The sequence below is a fragment of the Streptomyces sp. NPDC042364 genome (assembly GCF_056437585.1).
Genome location: NZ_JBWKAJ010000014.1, coordinates 20,375 through 37,670, shown reverse-complemented (window position 1 = coordinate 37,670; position 17,296 = coordinate 20,375). Strand labels below are relative to the sequence as shown.

12 protein-coding genes are annotated in these 17,296 nt (G+C 69.9%); all 12 read left to right on the top strand.

Annotated elements, in window-relative coordinates:
- Positions 1-245 precede the first annotated feature (245 nt).
- The 12 genes from AC067N_RS25805 to AC067N_RS25750 all read left to right on the top strand — a co-directional run bounded on the left by AC067N_RS25805 (position 246) and on the right by AC067N_RS25750 (position 17,191).
- Positions 246-1,088 carry a VTC domain-containing protein gene (locus tag AC067N_RS25805; protein ID WP_478681378.1) on the top strand — a complete coding sequence of 281 codons (843 nt, stop codon included), beginning with the start codon at positions 246-248 and terminating at the stop codon, positions 1,086-1,088.
- The gene (locus AC067N_RS25800) at positions 1,085-1,762 is read left to right on the top strand and encodes a DUF4956 domain-containing protein (RefSeq protein WP_478681254.1); all 678 of its coding nucleotides are present in this window, start codon (positions 1,085-1,087) and stop codon (positions 1,760-1,762) included. Before AC067N_RS25805 ends, AC067N_RS25800 begins: the two co-directional genes overlap by 4 nt.
- Entirely contained in the window at positions 1,762-3,477 is a 1,716-nt protein-coding gene (locus AC067N_RS25795; protein WP_478681253.1) for a CotH kinase family protein, read from the top strand. Before AC067N_RS25800 ends, AC067N_RS25795 begins: the two co-directional genes overlap by 1 nt.
- An 89-nt stretch (positions 3,478-3,566) precedes the next feature.
- On the top strand, positions 3,567-4,313 hold the full coding sequence (locus tag AC067N_RS25790; RefSeq protein WP_478681252.1) for a response regulator transcription factor: 747 nt from the start codon (positions 3,567-3,569) through the stop codon (positions 4,311-4,313).
- A complete protein-coding gene (locus AC067N_RS25785) occupies positions 4,310-5,911 on the top strand; it encodes a sensor histidine kinase (RefSeq protein WP_478681251.1) in 1,602 nt (533 codons plus the stop codon). Before AC067N_RS25790 ends, AC067N_RS25785 begins: the two co-directional genes overlap by 4 nt.
- Positions 5,912-5,955: 44 nt before the next feature.
- Positions 5,956-6,783, top strand: a complete 828-nt coding sequence (locus tag AC067N_RS25780) for a fumarylacetoacetate hydrolase family protein (protein ID WP_478681250.1) — start codon at positions 5,956-5,958, stop codon at positions 6,781-6,783.
- Positions 6,784-6,936: 153 nt separating this feature from the next.
- On the top strand, positions 6,937-8,226 hold the full coding sequence (locus AC067N_RS25775) for a bifunctional glycosyltransferase family 2/GtrA family protein (RefSeq protein ID WP_478681249.1): 1,290 nt from the start codon (positions 6,937-6,939) through the stop codon (positions 8,224-8,226).
- A gap of 17 nt (positions 8,227-8,243) precedes the next feature.
- Positions 8,244-10,451, top strand: coding sequence for an ArnT family glycosyltransferase (locus AC067N_RS25770; RefSeq protein WP_478681248.1), 2,208 nt, complete (start codon positions 8,244-8,246; stop codon positions 10,449-10,451).
- 51 nt (positions 10,452-10,502) lie between these two features.
- Positions 10,503-11,246: a response regulator transcription factor gene (locus AC067N_RS25765; protein ID WP_478681247.1), complete on the top strand. Its 744-nt coding sequence runs from the start codon at positions 10,503-10,505 to the stop codon at positions 11,244-11,246.
- Positions 11,243-12,781, top strand: coding sequence for a sensor histidine kinase (locus tag AC067N_RS25760; RefSeq protein ID WP_478681246.1), 1,539 nt, complete (start codon positions 11,243-11,245; stop codon positions 12,779-12,781). The genes AC067N_RS25765 and AC067N_RS25760 overlap by 4 nt, the downstream gene beginning before the upstream one ends.
- Positions 12,782-13,487: 706 nt before the next feature.
- On the top strand, positions 13,488-15,194 hold the full coding sequence (locus tag AC067N_RS25755) for a VanW family protein (RefSeq protein ID WP_478681245.1): 1,707 nt from the start codon (positions 13,488-13,490) through the stop codon (positions 15,192-15,194).
- A 335-nt stretch (positions 15,195-15,529) separates the two neighbouring features.
- Complete coding sequence (locus tag AC067N_RS25750) at positions 15,530-17,191, top strand: hypothetical protein (RefSeq protein ID WP_478681244.1); 1,662 nt, start codon at positions 15,530-15,532, stop codon at positions 17,189-17,191.
- Positions 17,192-17,296: the final 105 nt, after the last annotated feature.

The window sequence follows — 17,296 nt, the reverse complement described above, 5'->3', positions numbered from 1 at the left end:
GCGACCGCTTGTCAACGCGAGCAGTTCACTTCTTGGCCATCTCAAATACTCCTGGAATTACCCCGCAATTCTCAGCAGCTTCTCACGTCCCGCCGGTTTCGTGTGCTGTGCCGCCCGATCGGGCCGTACGACGAAGGAGGCGCATGGTGGCGCTACCGGTGACCACACAGCGGGAGTCCCCGAGCCGGGAGGAGGACCGAGACCTGGCGGAGGACCGAGACCTGGCGGAGGATCAGCCGTTGCACGTGGCCAGCAGGTTGCACGCGTTCAATCGGTTCGAGCTGAAGTACCTCGTGCCGGTCGAGGAGGCGGCCGACATCCGGGACGAGCTGGCCGAGCGGATGGACCGGGATCTGAACAGCCCGGTCGGCGGTTACGGGGTGTGGAGTCTGTACTACGACACCCCGCAACTGCGCTTCTACTGGGAGAAGATCGAGGGTCTGAAGTTCCGGCGAAAGCTGCGCATCCGCCACTACGGGAACCTGGAGGGAATCACCGACGAGTCCCCGGTGTGCGTGGAGATCAAGCAACGCGTCAACCGAGTCACTCAGAAGCGCCGCATCACCCTTCCGTACGGTGTCGCCCGCCGATTGTGCGACAACCGGGAGATGGTGGAGCACTCGGCCAGGGAGAGCGCCTTCATCCAGGAGGTGCTGGACCTCGTCGTACGGCTGAACCTGCAGCCCACCGCGATCACCGGTTACCAGCGTGAGGCCCTGGTCGGCCGCGCCGCGGACACCGGACTGCGGGTGACCTTCGACCGCCGCATCCGCGGCCGGGACCGGGACTTCCACTTCGGCACGCCGAGCCCGGAGAACCGCTTCACCATCCCGCCGCACCTGTCGGTGATGGAGATCAAGGTCAATGAACGCACGCCGTACTGGATCACCGACCTGGCCGCCCGCCGGAATCTCAATCTCATCCGGGTCTCCAAGTACGTGCAGTCCATCGAGGCGTTCGGCATGGCACCCCGGTCCGTCTTCCACATCCCCGAGGGGGAGTGGCTGCCGCCTCTCACCCCCACCCCTACATCGACTGCTGGAGCAGCAGCCGGCGCACACGCGCCCTTGAAAGCAGGAGCACAGTGAACCTCGAACTGCAGGAACTGAGCGGTACGTTCAGCGTCACCGACGTCGTCGTGGCCATGGCGCTGTCGTTCGTCCTGAGCACGTTGATCGGCCATGTGTACAGGTACACGCACCGCAACGTCTCCTACAGCCAGTCCTACGTCCAGACCCTGATCATCGTCGGCATGGTCGTCGCGTTGATCATGCTGGTGGTCGGGTCCAATCTCGCCCGGGCGTTCTCACTCGTCGGAGCCCTGTCGGTGATCCGGTTCCGGAACGCCATCAAGGAGACCAGGGACGTCGGCTTCGTCTTCATGGCGATGGCGATCGGCATGGCCTGCGGAGCCCGCTTCTACACCCTCGCGGCTGTCGCTGCCGTCGTGATCTGCGTGGTCGTCGTCGTGATGTTCAAGTTCAACTGGTTCGCCCTGAACGTCCAGCGTCAGGTCGTCAAGGTCCAGGTCCCCGCGGGCGAGGACTACTCGCCGGCCATCCGCGACGTCCTCATCCGGTACACCACCGAGTTCGAGTTGGTGAGCACCGAGACGATCCGCGGCGGCGCGCTGAACGAGGTGTTCTACACGGTTCGCATGAAGAAGGGCACCGAGCCCAGTGATCTCGTGACCGCGCTCCAGGAGCGTACCTCGGGCCAGCGGGTGACTGTCCTGACCGGATACGACTCGACCGACCTGTGATGCCCGCGAGCAACGAGGTGGCCCCTCGGCGACGGCGGCTTCGGGACCGGATCCCCGTACGGTTGCGGCACCACTGGAAGCCGGCCGGAGCCTTGTGCGCCGGACTGGCGGTGATGGTCTACTTCTTCGGCGACGCCCGCATCTCGCCGTACGTCACCTCCTCCTCCCGCGTGGAGGCGGACACCATCACGGAGAACGTCGAAGGCACGGTCGACCTGTACGACACCTCGGTGTCCCACTCCATCCAACTGGATTACGACCAGACCGACTTCACCAAGATGATGAAGGAGTTCCGCGAGGACGGAACCAAGGACTACATCGAGGCGGACCTCACCCTAGACGGGGTCTACCTCGAAGACGTCGGGATCCGCCTCAAGGGCAACTCCACACTGATGTCCCTGCGCGGAAGCGGCCAGGGCATGCCCGGTGGCGGCCGGACCATGCCCGAAGGAGCCGCGCAGGGCGTCCCGGACCTGCCGCAGGACGGCGGGACGGGGAGCCGGGACCGTGGCCGGGCCGACGGCGGCGGTCCCGGCGGAGCCGGTGGTGCCATGGGCGGGATCACGCAGTACGACCTCTCCGAGAAGAAGCCGGAGGAACTGCCGTGGCTCATCAAGATGGACGAGTTCGTCGAGGGCCGCGCCTACCAGGGCGAGCGCGAGATCTCGCTGCGCCCCGGCAGCGACGGCCAGGTACCGGTGAACGAGGCGCTCTCACTGAGTCTCACGGACACCACCGGCCAGAAGAACGAGCGGTACGCCTTCACCTCGGTGCAGGTCAACAACCGCCCGTCCACCACCAGGTTGATGGTCGAGAGCCCGGACACGGAGTACGCCGGATCCATCGGTGACGGCAACGGAGTCCTGTACAAGGCGCGCGCCGGCGGCAGCTTCGAGTACAAGGGTGACGACCCGAGCGACTACGAGAACTCGTTCGAACAGCTCAACAAGGTCGGCAGCCAGGACCTGGAGCCGGTCATGAAGCTCATCAAGTGGGCGAACCAGGCATCGGACGAGGAGTTCGAGAAGGAACTCGACCAGTACGTGGACATCGGGTCACTGGCCACGTACCTCGCCGCGCAGAACCTGCTGATGAACTTCGACGACATGGCCGGCCCGGGCAAGAACTACCTGTTGTGGTACGACCTGGACACCGGGAGGTTCTCGGTCCTCGGGTGGGACTACAACCTCACCTTCAGCGGCGACGCGACCTCTGGGCCGGACGACGACTTGGGCATGGGCGGCGCTCTCGGTGCCGGCGGGGGCGCTGCCGGCGGACAGAGCGGCCAAGGCGGGCAGGGCTCAGCTGGTCAGGAGGCTCAGAACGTCCCCTCTGGAGCGCCGTCCGGGATGCCGGGGGACGTGCCGGAGGGTATGCCGTCGGGGATGCCGGAAGGCGTGCCGGAGGGTATGCCGTCGGGGATGCCGGGCGGTCAAGGCGAGGGCGGCGGGCGTGGCAGCTTCATGGGCCACCCCTTGAAGGAACGCTTCCTGGAATCGGACACCTTCGATCCCGTCCACAAGAAGGCCTACAAGGAGCTGTACGAGAAGTTCTACGGCTCCGGGAGCGCTCTGAAGGCGCTGGATGACATCGCCGAACAGGCGGGGAAGGCCGGTGCCGACGGGAAAGAGCTGGACGCCGCCGTCGAGAAGCTGCGCAAGACGGTCACCGAGCGCACTGAGGCGCTGAGCAAGAACAAGGAGGTGACCGGCTGATCTTCGGCGCCCCGGCCGGCAGTTCCCCCGTGGGACGCCGCCCGGGGCGTTCGGTGAAATCCGAGCCCCGCACCAACGAAGGAAACTGCATGCCCGTCGCGCCGTCAGTGCCCGTGCCGCCCAGACACAACGTGCTCGTGGTCGAGGACGACCCCAGCATCCGCACCCTGCTCACGTCCGCTCTCCACGCCGCCGGATACGCGGTGAACACCGCCGACACCGGGCAGACGGCCATGTTCGAGGCGGGCCGCCGCCAACCGGATCTGATCCTGCTGGACGTGGGTCTCCCGGACATCGACGGCTTCTCGGTGACCCGGCACCTGCGCGCGGAGGGCGTCTATACACCCGTACTGTTCCTGACGGCCCGCACCGACGTCGAGGACCGCATCATCGGCCTCAGCTCCGGCGGGGACGACTACGTCACCAAGCCCTTCCATGTGCAAGAGGTACTGCTGCGCATCCGCGCGATCCTGCGGCGCAGTGACATGCCACCGGGCGGCGGGGCCAGGCGGCCGCCCCTGCGGTACGCCGATCTGGTCCTGGACGAGCAGACCCACGAGGTGTGGCGGGCGGGCCGGCCGATCCAGCTGTCGCCCACCGAGTTCCGGCTGCTGGTCTGCCTGCTGGCACAGCCGGAACGTGTCGTGGGCAAGAAGGAGATCCTGTCCGAGGTCTGGCACTACGACTTCGCGGGAGACGCCCGCATCGTCGATACATACGTACGCAATCTGCGGCGCAAGATAGACCGGTTCGAGCCGCAGCTCATCCAGACCATCCGCGGCGTCGGCTACTGTCTGCGGGCCTCCCGCCCCGGATCGGGAGCGGCGGCGCTGTGAGGCAGCGGCTGGGGCGGCTGAAACCGCGCTCTTTGCGGGCACGGCTGGTTCTCGGCGCCACTTTGCTGGCCACGTCGGCGGTTCTGCTCTGCCAGGCGGCGGGGCTCGCCGTGCTGCACACCTGGCTCACGGACCAGGTCGACGGTCGGCTCGGCCGTTTCCAGCCGGTGGCCCAGCTCTCCCCGGACTGGCCCGACGGGCGGACGACCGCAGAGGTGACCACAAGGAACGTCACCCTTCCCTCGGACTACCGGGTGTACTTCTACGACGGTGACGGACACAGACTGGCCGGATCACTGAGTGGCGACGCGGGCGGTGCCGGGCCACGGCTACCCCGGTCGGAGTCGGCACTCGGCCTGCGGGACGGCCGACCCGCCACGGTCGCCGCGACCGACGGCGGCAGCACCTGGCGGGTGATCGCCCGGTCCGGCGCCGACGACACCAGGGTCGTGGTGGCGCTGCCCCTGAAAGAGGTGGACGAGGCGACCGCCAGGATGCTGTGGTTCAGCCTCGCCGTGGGGGTGGCCGTCGCCGCCGGCGTCATCCTCTTCGGCAGCCTCGTCGTGCGAGTGGGGCTGCGGCCGCTGGCCGGGGTCGAGCGCACCGCCCGGCGCATCGCCGACGGCGAGTTGCAGCTGAGTGTTGCGGACCGGCATGTGGTCACCGAGGTCGGCCACCTCAGCCGTGCCCTGAACACCATGCTCGACCGGCTGCGCGCCGCGTTGCACCGCGCCGAGGCGTCCGAGCAGCGCCTGCGCCACTTTCTGGCGGACGCCGGTCATGAACTGCGCACGCCTCTCACCTCCTTGCAGGGTTTCGCTGAACTCCTCGTCCAGGAGCCGGAGATGAGTCCGCAGCGACGCCAAGAGGCGCAGCAGCTGATCGTACGGAACGCGGAACGGATGAGCCGTCTCGTCGACAGCCTGTCCCAGCTGGCCAAGCTGGGGGACGTGCCCGCCACGCAGTGGCAGCCCGTCGACCTGCTGTCCCTGGCCGCGGACAGCATCGCAGCCGTCGCCGTGCAGTACCCCGATCGCAGCATCGGCCTGGGTGCCCTCGCCGACACCGAGGGCGATCCCGACGAGGCCGAACTGGACGTCGTCGATGCCTTCGGTGATCCGCATCAGCTGACGCAGATCCTGTCGAACCTGCTCACCAATGCGTGTGTCCACACCCCGCCGGGGACACGGGTCCGGGTGCGCGTCGGCGCCCTCCGCATCCGCACGAACGGTTACGGCACGGATGTGCCCGGCCGTACCAGCGCCAATCCGCCCCTGGCCCCTGGCACTCTCGCCTGTGCCATCGAGGTGACCGATGGAGGGACCGGCCTCGCCGCGTCGGACGCGCGGCGAGTGTTCGAACGCTTCTACCGCGCCGGTTCCGCCCCGCCCGCCGCGGCCGGTTCCGGTCTGGGACTGGCGATCGCCTCCCAGGCCGCGGAGGCCAATGGCGGGCGTCTGGAGCTCGACACCCGGCCGGGGGGCGGCTGCACATTCCGCTTGCTTCTGCCGAACCGGCCCACTGCCGCATCCACGGCGCACCTCGAAGGACGGGCCCGTCCGTTGCCGTCCGCCCCGGCTTCCCGCGTCGGCGGATGACCCCTTCCCGACAAAGCCCTCACCACTACTGAAGGTTTTCACCTGTGAAACTCAGCACCGTACGACTGGGACGAGACCGTACGGCCGCCGCACGTCTGGAGAAGAGGCACTGCGTGCTGCTGCCCTACCCGGACGTCGGGGCGCTGATCGCGTCCGGCGACGACTGGAGGGACCGGGCCGGGGCTGATACCGGTGAGCGTCAAAGTCTGAACGACATGTCCTACGCACCACTGATCGTCCGGCCGGGCAGGATAGTCGCCGTCGGCCCCAACTACACCGTCCGGGCAAGGGAGCTGGGGTATCTCGTCCCCGCCGTGCCGGAGTTCTCCGTGCGGAACGGCGGTCATGTCGTCGTGGGTGCCGACGACGACATCTGCCTGCCGGCCGAGGGACGGGAGGTGCACTGGGGTGTGGAGCTCGGGGTGGTGATCGGGCGAAAGACCAGGCAGGTGACGGCCCGATCGGCCCTGAGCCATGTCGCGGGCTACACGGTGGTCAACCACGTCGCTGTGCGGGACCGCCCGGAGGGCAGCCCGTCGGTCGCCGTCGCCACCGCGACGGGGCCCGTCATGACCACCACCGACGATGCGCCGATCGGCGGTCGCGGCCTGACGATGAGCTGTCTCGTCGACGGGCGCGTCACGCAGAAGGCGAACACCTCGGAACTGATCTTCGACGTCGCCACCGTCGTCGCGCACGTCAGTGGCGCCGTCACCCTGCTGCCCGGCGATCTCATCACGACCGGGACGCCGGCCGGAGCGGGTTCCAGCCGTGCACGCGAGGTGCCACCAAGGCCCGGAACGCATGTGATCAGTGTGATCAAAGGCGTCGGTGAACTCCGCAACGCGGTGATGCGGCCGAGCTCACCGTGAAGCGTGGGAACGCTTTCGGCCATTGATCTGACTACCCGTCAGTTCTCGGTGTTCTCCCCCCACCCCCACAGGCGGGGCGGCGACAGTGAGGCCGCGGTCCTGGACCAGGGCCTGTGAGCCGCAGTCTGCCGTCCCCTCATGCCTGAGGAAGCCATGACTCCCACCCCCCACCTCACCCGACTCGCCGCCCGCACGGAGCTGCCTGCCCCGTTCCAGCCGGTCGACCGTGCGCTTCTCCCGGACGCCGGGACCACGACGGTGGACATCGTCGTGCCGGTCTACAACGAGGAACGCGCCCTGCCCGGATGCCTGCGCACCCTCCACGCACGTCTGTCCGAGGGTTTCCCGTTCCCCTGGCGGATCACCGTCGTCGACAACGCCAGCACCGACGAGACCCTCGCCACCGCCGGCCGCCTCGCCGACGAACTGCCCGGGATAGGCGTCGTCCGCCTGGACCGCAAGGGCCGTGGGCTGGCTCTGCGCACCGTCTGGGGCGCCAGCGACGCGGACATCGTCGCGTACATGGACGTGGACCTGTCCACCGGCCTCGACGGGCTGCTCCCGTTGGTCGCCCCGCTGGCCAGCGGTCATTCCGACATTGCGATCGGATCCCGGCTGGCGCCCGGCGCGCGTACGGTGCGCGGGCCGCGGCGCGAGTTCATCTCCCGTTGTTACAACGGCATCATCCGGCTCACCCATGGCGTCCGCTTCACCGACGCCCAGTGCGGGTTCAAGGCGGCCCGCACCGAGGTGCTCCGGCCGCTGCTGAAGGTGACCCGCGACGACGCGTGGTTCTTCGACACCGAGTTGCTCCTGCTCGCCGAGCACAATGGACTGCGCGTCCACGAGGTCCCGGTCGACTGGGTCGAGGACGTCGACACCCGGGTGGACGTGGTGAGCACCGCCACGGACGACCTGCGGGGCCTGTGGCGTATGGCGCGCCTCAAGGCCTCCGGCGATGCCCGCGTCGACATACGACCGCGCCCCGCACCGGCCGCCGAGCACCCCGACGCCGTCCTCGCACCCCCCACGGGACGTGCCGTGCTGTCGTGGGAGGTCGGCTGCTTCATCGCGATCGGCGTCCTCTCCACGGTCGGGCAGGCCCTGCTGTACTGGCTGCTGCGCGGGTGGTGGACGCCGGCCGTCGCCAACCTGATCTCACTGTCCGTCCTCACCGTCCTCAACACCGAGGCGAACCGGCGTCTCACCTTCCGGCACTCCACCACTCCGCCCGCCCGTGCCCACCTCGGTGCCGGGGGCCTGTTCGTCCTCGGCTACCTGGTCACCTCCGGGGCGGTGCTGGGGTTCACGTGGCTCGAACCCGGTGCCTCACCGGCCGCCGAGACCGCGGTCCTCGCCGCGGCGTCCGTCGCCGTCACCGGCGTGCGCTTCGTCGCCCTGCGGCTGGCAGTCTTCGTCGGCCCCCGCGGCCGTACCCGCTGACGAGAGCGAATCCCGACATGAGCAACTCCGCACACCTCCAGTCCGTATCGGCGACCCCGGCACCCGACCGGACGGGTCCGTCCGCCCGCTCGTTGCCGACCTGGGCTCCCTCCGCGGCACTCGGCGCAGTCCTCGTGCTCGCGACCGTCCTGTACGGATGGGCACTGGGCTCCCTCGGCTGGGGCAACAGCTACTACTCGGCGGCTGTGAAATCGATGGGGACGAGCTGGACCCACTTCCTCTTCGGCTCCTTCGACCCGGCGGGCGTGGTCACGGTCGACAAGCCGCCGGCCGCCCTGTGGCCACAGGTGATCAGCAGCAAGATCTTCGGGATGCACGGTTGGGCACTGCTCCTGCCGCAGGTGATCGAGGGCGTGGCCGCGGTCCTCGTCCTGCACCGCACCGTGCGCCGTTGGGCGGGGGAGGCGGCGGGCCTGGTCGCGGCCCTGGTGCTGACACTCACCCCCATCACGGTGGCCATCAACCGGGACAACAACCCCGATACCCTGCTGGTCCTGCTGCTGGTGTCCGCGGCGTACGCGCTCACCCGCGCGCTGCAGACGGAGGGCAGGGCCGCGACCCGGTGGCTGTGCGCGAGCGGCTTCCTGATCGGGTGCGGATTCCTCACCAAAATGCTCGCCGCCTGGATGGTCGTTCCCGCGTTCGCCGTCGCCTGGCTCGTGGGAGGAAGCGGCGCCTGGATACCGCGTGTGCGGCGTCTGCTGGGCGCGGGAGCCATCCTGGCGGCGTCCTCCTTGTGGTGGGTCGCCCTGGTCGCCCTGTGGCCCGGCGACCGTCCGTACATCGGCGGCAGCACGGACGGCTCGGCCTGGGACCTCGTGATCGGCTACAACGGGCTGGGACGGGTCTTCGGCTCCAGTGACGGTGCACCCCAGGGCATGGGGGGCGGAGGCGGGTTCGCGGGCGGGTTCGGCGGTGCGCCCGGCCTTGGCCGGATGTTCGACACACAGGTGGGCGGTCAGATCAGCTGGCTGCTGCCCCTCTGCGCGCTGGCTCTGGCCGTCGCCGTCGCGGTGGCGGTACTGCACCGACGCGGGAAGTCGCCCGCCTCCGCGCTGCTGCCCTCCTCCGGCTGGCTGCTGTGGGGAACCTGGCTGGTGGTCTGCGCTGCCGTGTTCTCGACTCAGAAGGGCATCTTCCACCCCTACTACACCACTCAACTCGCTCCGGCCATCGCCGCCTTGTGCGGCGGGCTGACGGCCGGCCTGGTCCGCGCGCACCGTGCGGGTCTGCGCTGGGCGCCCCCGGTCGGTGTGGCGGGGGTCGTGGTGAGCGTGACCTGGGCGGTGGTGCTGGTCCGCCGCGAACCCGACTGGAACGGCTGGCTGGTGTGGCCGGTGCTGATCACGGGCTGTGTCGCCGTCGTCCTGCTGGTGCTGTCCCGACGGTACGGTCGACTGCTGACGGCGGCCGTGGGCGCGGCGGTCGCGTCGGTTCTGGTGGCCCCGGGAGCCTGGGCGGTGAGCGTGCCCGGCACCACCAACATGGGCGGCTCCAACCCGACGGCCGGTCCGCAGACGCTCGGCTTCGGCGGAGGCGGCGGCATGCCCAGGCCGGGCGGGAACGGCGGAGGGCTTCCGTCGGGCATGCCGTCCGGGATGCCGTCGAACATGCCGGGACTCCCCGGCGCTGACGGGTCCTCGGACCGGTCCGATGAACCCTCGTCCGGCGGGATGCCTTCAGGGATGCCTTCCGGAATGCCTCCCGGCATGCCCACGGAGGGAGCGAGCGGTGCGCCCGGTGGCGGCTCGGGGGGTTCCCCGGGCGGGCGCGGCGGCTTCGGCGGCGGGGAACTCACCGCTGACCAGCGCAAGATTCTTCAGTACGCCGTCGAGCACGCCCCCGACGCACGCGTCAAGCTCGCCGTCGAGGGGGGCGCCCTGTCCGCCAGCGCCTTCATCCTCGGCACCGACGAGACCGTCATCGGGATGGGCGGCTTCACGAACAGCGACAACGCGCCGTCGGTGGTCCGGTTGGAGGAGTGGACCAAGAACGGCGAACTACGCTACATCCTGGGTTCCGACACCAACCGCGGCGGGCCGGGCATGTCGGGCGGATACGCCGAGCAGCGCTCCGACTGGATCGCCGACAACTGCACGAAGGTTCCGGAGTCGTCGTACGGTGCCACGTCCTCCCAGACGGACGACGACGGTGCGGCGGGATTCATGGGAGGCAACGTGCTCTACGACTGCGCCGCGAAGTAACCCGGGCCGGAGCGAGCGCCGCCAGACGGCAGAACGGACCAGCAGAACGCCATGACCGATCAGCCCGCAGCTGCGAGGCCGCGGTACCGGCTCCTCGTGGTCGAGGACGAGCCCAGCATCCGCACCCTGCTGGAGGCGACGCTTCGCCTGACCGGATACGAGGTGAGCAGCACCGACACCGGACAGTCGGCCCTCCTGGAGGTCGAACGCCTGGAACCGCACCTGGTGCTGCTCGACGTGATGCTGCCCGATCTGGACGGCTTCGAAGTGACCCGCAGACTGCGGGCGGCGGGCAACGACTGTCCGATCCTGTTCCTGACCGCCCGCACCGGCACCGACGACCGCATCAGAGGCCTGAGCGCCGGCGGAGACGACTACGTCTCCAAACCCTTCAACATCGAGGAGGTGCTGCTGCGCATCGAGGCCATCCTGCGCCGGACGGCGCCGGCCATCACAGCGCAGACCCCGCCGCGCGTCCTGAGCTACGCCGATCTGGAACTCGACGAGGGCGCTCACGAAGTGCACCGCGCGGGGCAGTACATCGCACTGTCGCCGACCGAGTTCAAGCTCCTGGCCTACCTCCTGGCGAACGCCGGGCAGGTGGTGAGCAAGACCCAGATTCTCGGCCACGTCTGGAGCTACGACTTCGCGGGCGACGTCCGGATCATCGAGACGTACATCCGCTACCTGCGCAAGAAGATCGACTGCTTCGGTCCACCGCTCATCCAGACCGTGCGCGGCGTCGGCTACAGCCTCCGTCTTCCCCGCGACCACGGAGGGGCGCCGGAGCAGTGATCCGCCTCCTGACCCGGCCGCCCGGATCACTGAGACGACGGCTTGTCCTCGGCGTCACCGTCCTCGCCACCGCGGCCGTCCTGGCCTCACAGGCCATCGGCTACGTGGTGCTGCGATCCTGGCTGCTGGACCGCGTCGACGAGCAGCTCGTCGAGTTCCACCCGCCGGCACCGGCCTTCTACGACTCTCTCGACGGGAGACTCCCGGCGCCGGGGGAACACCCGGACGTGCTGCCCTCGGACTTCCACGTCTACTTCTACGACGCCTCCGGGCACCGTCTGAGCGACTCCCTGGGCTCCGAAAGAAAGCCAGGTCCGCAGTTGGCCGACGACGTGCAGAACCTCGGTCTGCGGGACGGGCATCCGGAAACCGTGCCCGCCATGAGCGGTGGCGGTCGCTGGCGAGTGCTGCTCAACCCCGGCCCGGAGGGTATGAAGGCGGTGGTCACCCTGCCGCTCGACACCGTCGACGGCGCCGCCTCGAAGATCCTGTGGCTGAACGCCGTCCTGCTTACCGTCACGATCGTCGCCCTGCTCGCCCTGGGCCGGTGGGTGGTCCGGCTCGGCCTGATGCCCCTGACCAGGATGGAAAGCACCGCCCAGGACATCACCGCCGGCTGGCTCGACCTGCGGTTGCCCGATACCGATCCGCGCACCGAGATCGGACGGCTCGGCCGGGTCCTGAACTCCATGCTCGACCGCCTCCAGAAGGCATTGCTGGCCCGCGAGGCCTCCGAGGCCCGGATGCGTCGGTTCGTCGCCGACGCGGGGCACGAACTGCGCACCCCGCTCACGGCCATCCAGGGCTTCGCCCAGCTCGCACTGCGCCCCGAGCAACGCCCGGCTCGGGAACTACAGGAGGCAAACCGGTTCATCGCGCAGAACGCGGAACGCATGAGCCTGCTCGTCGACGACCTCCAACTCCTCGCCACCCTGGACAGGGAACCCTCCTACCGGAGGGAACGGGTCGACCTGTTGTCCCTGGCGGCTGATGCCGTCACCGCGACCGCCGTCCACAGTGCGTCCCACCCCGTCGACCTCGGCCCGCTGCACACCCCCGCGGATCCCACCGGTGCCGAGGAACTCGATGTCGCGGAGACCCTCGGCGACCCACACCGGTTGCGGCAGATCCTCGAGAACCTGCTCTCCAACGCCCGCATCCACACCCCGCCCGGCACCCGCGTCCACGTCCGCGTCGGCACGACTGAGGCGGGGCCCGGAACCGGCGGCACGGACCGGCCCGGACGCACCACTGCCTCACCGCCCCTGCCGGAGCGCCTGCCGATCAGCGTGATCGAGGTGGCGGACGAAGGGCCGGGCCTCGAACCCGTCGACGCCGAGCTCGTCTTCGAGCGCTTCTACCGTGCCGATCCCGCCCGCTCTCGCATCCACGGCGGCAGTGGCCTCGGCCTGGCCATCGCCGCGACCATCGCCGAAGGCCACGGCGGCCGCCTCGAACTCGAAACGGCCCCGGGCCGCGGCTGCACCTTCCGCCTGGTCCTGCCCGCAGCCGACTGCGGTCATGAACCCCGCTGATCCCGCGCGCGTACGGGGCGCGGCCCTCAGGGACCGAGAACGGCAGCGGCTCCCCGAAGGTATGGCCGGGACCGGGAGGACCACCCGCGGTCGATGCCGCCGGGGAGCGTCACAACGGCCGGTGCGCGGCGGAGTTCAGCGGCCGCGAGGGACACCGGTGCGCGGTCGGCGTGTGAGTGGCGCGTCCGGCTCCTGACCTGGGGGGCCAGGAGCCTGCCTGGTGGGCCGTGCCAGTCCGTGTGGGGCGGCTCGCCCCGGGGGAAGGCGTCGCCGACGCTGCTCAGCGGTGCTTCGGGCGGGCACGACGTTCGTCGAGCAGGTGCCGGGTCTGGCCATGCGCTGTCGCACCGCGCGTTCCCGGTCGCTCTCTGCCATCTGGCCAGGGTGTCGCATGCGGCACCTTCGCTCCCGGCCCTATGCCCGCTCGCCGGAACTGCGTGCAGAGCCGGTTTGCCGCGTCCCGGACACATGCCGCGGCCATCGCCCCTGGTCACGGCTGCCTCTGCCTGTCGTGCGCGCCCTGCGCGGATCATCGGCCGCCGCCGCCCGTCTGTCGACCGCGCAGTGGATTGTCCGAATTGATCCAGAACAGAAGTGATCTGCGACATACGCGATCTTCACCCGTTATGGGTAGCTTGGGGAGCTGCCCGTCCATGGCGCTGCCTCGTCGAGTGCACCGCCTGCCGATCCCCGGTCCGGGAGACCCATGCGCCCTCGAATAGCCTCCGTGCCGCCCCTCGCCCTCACAGGCGGTGCGCTGACCGTCGGCATTGGCGGTCTGTACCTGGCCGGGCTGCTCATCACGGGTGGCGAGATCGAAGCGGGCACGACGGTGCGCGGCGTGGACATCGGGGGCCTCAGCCGCGCGGAAGCCATCCGCAAACTGGACGACCGCCTGGCAATGGCCGGCGCGCGGAAGCTGGCCGTGAAGGTCGGAGACCGCGGCGGCACCGTCGACCCCCGCCAGGCCGGACTCACCTTCGACGCCGAGCAGACCGTCGACCGGGCGGCGCGCACGACCTCCGATCCGTTCAGCGTGATCGGCGCCTTCTTCCGCGAGGGCGGTGACATCGAGCCGGTTGTACGTCTCGACGAGGGCAAGGCCCGCACCGCTCTCGGGAAACTGGGTCGCAGCCTCGACCAGAAGGTGCGCGACGGGGCCGTGACCTTCGAGGAGGGCCGGGTCGAGCAGATCGCCCCGCGCCGTGGCTACACACTGGACGTGGACGCCGCGGTCGGCTCGCTGCGGGCAGCCTTCCTGCGCGCCCCGGCGGACACGATCACGGCACTGCCCGCACGCAAGACCGAGCCCAAGGTGGCGGCGGCCGAGGTGCGGAGGGCGGTGCGCGACTTCGCACAGCCGGCCATGTCGGCGCCCATCACGCTCACCACGGGCGGCAGACAGTTCACGATCAGCCCTGCCGTCGTGGGCGAGTACCTGACGATGCGGCCGGACGACTCCGGGAAACTGATCCCAAAGCTGGACGGCAAGGGGCTGCGGTCCGCCCCCGCGGTGGCCGGCCCGCTGGCCGGCCTGACCACCACGGCCGAGAACGCCCGACTGCGGCTGGACGGCGACCGGGTCGTGGTGGCCGACGATGCCCGCACCGGCATGCGGGTCACCGACCAGGCGCTGAGCAGGGCCGTGCTGCCGCTGCTCACGAAGGCGGGCGCTGCTCGTACCGGGGAAGTGGCCGTGCAACGGATCCAGCCGGAGGTGACCCGCGAGAACGCGGCTCGGCTGGGGCTGACGGAGAAGATGTCCTCCTTCACCGTCAACTTCGAACCGGCCGCGTACCGCACGAAGAACATCGGGCGGGCCGCGCAACTCATCAACGGCTCCGTCGTCCTGCCCGGCGAGACCTGGAGCTTCAACCGGACCGTGGGGGAGCGCACCCAGGCCAACGGCTTCGTCGACGGCATCATGATCCTCGACGACCAGTTCACCGAGGCACCCGGCGGTGGCGTCTCCGCCATGGCCACGACCGTGTTCAACGCGATGTTCTTCGCCGGGGTCAAGCCGGTCGAGCACGGCGCCCACTCCTTCTACATCGAGCGCTACCCGGAGGGACGTGAGGCAACGGTCGCCTGGGGCAGCCTCGACCTCAGGTTCACCAACGACTCAGGCAACGCCATCTACATCCAGGCCGAGTCCACCGACACCTCGGTGACCGTCACCTTCCTCGGCACCAGGAAGTACGACGAGATCGAGTCGGTGAAGGGGCCCCGTACGCAGGTGAAGCCGCCGGAGCACAGGGTGAGCGCCGACGAGAAGTGCGTGCCGCAGACCCCGCTCGAAGGCTTCGACGTCACCGTCGAACGAGTCTTCTACAACGACGGCAAGGTGGTGAAGCGGGAGCCGTTCCGCACCCACTACACCCCCCGCGACGAGATCACCTGCGAAGCCCCCTGAGTTCCTGCGCCGGCCGCTCCGACGTCCGGTGGGCGGTGCCGGGCCGGCAACCGGCGCGAGATCACACCCGGGCCTGACCTCGTTCCGGCACTAGCTAGCCGCTGTCCCTGAGCACCACCGGCGACAGCGGGGGCGGCGACCCGTCCGGGGATGCGCGCACCGAGGCGTCCTCCATGAGGTGCGGCATGGGGCCCTCGTGGGCGGCGGCTCGCATGCCCCAAGGGGATGTGAACCTCTTGTGAAGTCAGTGCATGGGTCACATACTGTTGCCGATCAACGGTCGCCCGTCCGCCCGCTGCCTCGGCAGGCAGGCGCGTGTGGCCTGGGGGGAACGTGTGAACGGCTCAGACGGCAGACTCGTGCAGACCGCGGTGATCGGGGGCCGGAACTCCGGGCGCGCGATCATCCTGCCGACGGACGCGGACGAACTGACCCGTTGGCGTCGCCGCCACCCCGCTTACACCTACTGGTGCGGCACCCAGCTCGGCGGTTGCGGCAACGAGTTGTCGGATCGGCTGTACCGCGACAAGGTGTGCCACTTCGCCCACCGGCCCCACACCTCCTGCCACCGTACGGCCACCGGGGCGGCCAGCGCGGATCACCTCTTCATCAAGGACGACCTCGCCGCCTGGGCCGGACGCAACAGGCTGAAGGGCCGCGCCACGTCACGCGACCTCGGAACCGGCCCCGGAGACGCCGTCGACTTCCGGGTCGGCGCGGCCGGGCAGCAGCATGTGCGCTTTCAGTTCAGCAGGCTCGCGCACGCCGAGTGGCAGCAGGCCCGTCGGCGGCTCTCCCGGGACTCGGCCACCCTCGACTGGGTCTTCGGTCCGGGCACCGCCCACCCGGAGACCATGGAGGAGCTGTACGACGAGTACGGCTACCTGCTCCGCTTCCGTTTCGAGACGCACGGGGCGGTGCGCCGCATCCGGCTCCGGGCGGAGGACCCCCGGCACAGTACCGACTGGGTGCCCCTCGACGTCTGTGCGATGACCCCGGAGGGGCTCCGGCTCCCGGGAGTGGAGCCGCGCCGCCGTTCGGGTGCGGGTCCGGCCACCGGGGCGGGAGCCGGGCGCGGGGCGGCGCCGGTACGGCGGTCCCGCGAGGAGCAGGTGCTCGCGCTGAGGGACGCGCTGGTGAGCGCCGCGAGGTTCCGGACCCTGCCCACCTGGGAGGCGCTGGCCCGAACCGCCGGAAGCGATCTGCTCGCTCTGCCCGTCCCGGACCGTGTCGCACTGCTGGTCGCCGTGGAGACGACCGGCGGCAGTGAGGGAAGCCCGCTGCTGTCGGCGCTGATCAGGACCGGGGAGAGCGACCCGCCGCCCTATGTGGGAGACGTGGTCGCCGCCGTCGGTTGCGGGGTGCCCGCGACGGCGGCGGTGCTCAAGCGGTGGTGCCAGCGTGAGGCGGACCGCGCCTACGCCGTGTACGGGGTGCCGTCCCGCACGCCCCCGCCGCGGCTGACGCTCACGCCTGACGGTCAGCTCGCCGCGCGGCGGAGCGAGGAGCCCGCCCAGCGCGAGACCATCGTCCATGTCCGGGGCGGCTTCGTCCGATGGCCCGCGTCCCCGCCGAAGCCGAAGTCGAAGGATCTCGCCGGTGTTCCCCAGGCCCGCGATACCGAGATTCGGCATGCTCTGCGCAGCGCGCGGCAAAGACGGGGAACGAAGCAGGCCGCGGCTCTCATGGCGCGGGCGGAGGAGGCACTGACGAGGCTGCCGGAACCGCAACGCACACAGCTCGTGGCCGAGATGGCGACCACTCGCCGCTGGCTGGACAGCCGACCGGGCCCCCAGCCGGGGAAGCCGAGGCAGACCCGGCGGGCCAAGGGGGCCGCGGACGCGAAGAAGACCGCAGCCGCGAAGAAGACCGCAGCCGCGAAGAAGTCGTCGCCGGCGAAGAAGACACGCCAGGGGAAGAAAGCGAGGAACCCGTTGCAGGGTGCGCGTCCCCTGCCCGGAGCCGACGACGCCCGACCGAAGAAGAGGCCGAGGTGAGAGCCGGCGCCACGAACGCCGCCCTCGGGTCCTTCGGTGCGGTACCACCGCAGACGTGATCGGACGAACCTCCGAGTCCGCGGACCCGGAGTTCCGCGGCCGCCC

Bases quoted from the DNA above. Each gene is read 5' to 3' on its own strand.
- AC067N_RS25795 (WP_478681253.1), top strand. From the start codon at position 1,762: ATGCCCGCGAGCAACGAGGTGGCCCCTCGGCGACGGCGGCTTCGGGAC.
- AC067N_RS25790 (WP_478681252.1), top strand. From the start codon at position 3,567: ATGCCCGTCGCGCCGTCAGTGCCCGTGCCGCCCAGACACAACGTGCTC.
- AC067N_RS25775 (WP_478681249.1), top strand. From the start codon at position 6,937: ATGACTCCCACCCCCCACCTCACCCGACTCGCCGCCCGCACGGAGCTG.
- AC067N_RS25770 (WP_478681248.1), top strand. From the start codon at position 8,244: ATGAGCAACTCCGCACACCTCCAGTCCGTATCGGCGACCCCGGCACCC.
- AC067N_RS25765 (WP_478681247.1), top strand. From the start codon at position 10,503: ATGACCGATCAGCCCGCAGCTGCGAGGCCGCGGTACCGGCTCCTCGTG.
- AC067N_RS25755 (WP_478681245.1), top strand. From the start codon at position 13,488: ATGCGCCCTCGAATAGCCTCCGTGCCGCCCCTCGCCCTCACAGGCGGT.